This window comes from Candidatus Symbiothrix dinenymphae (genome assembly GCF_001431085.1).
This window is the reverse complement of record NZ_BBRU01000543.1, coordinates 1-255: the sequence shown is the minus strand read 5'-3', so window position 1 is coordinate 255 and position 255 is coordinate 1. Positions and strand designations below refer to the sequence as shown.

The following is a 255-nucleotide window of genomic DNA, read 5'->3' as shown; positions in this document are numbered from 1 at the left end:
TCGCAGCCGAACTCACCGTGAGGGGTGCCTTGTTAATCGTTGCCGTTACGGCGGTGGGCTGTGCTTGCAGCGTGTAGTTGTTCTTATCCTCCCCTGTGAGCGCGAAACCGCTGAATGTAACCGTTTTACCCGTGCCCGCATTCTTGTCTGCAAAAGTAGCCATGCCGTTTGATACGCCTACATCATCCGAGCCTACTGTGCCAACAACAGTGCCGGATGCTGTAATGGTGGCGGTGGTGGTGCCATCGTAGTTTT

At 54.9% G+C, this 255-nt stretch carries 1 protein-coding gene; it reads right to left on the bottom strand.

Annotated elements, in window-relative coordinates:
• Positions 1-255, bottom strand: a 255-nt coding sequence (locus ASC50_RS05565) for a YDG domain-containing protein (RefSeq protein ID WP_158648508.1), incomplete at both ends; no start/stop codon positions are given.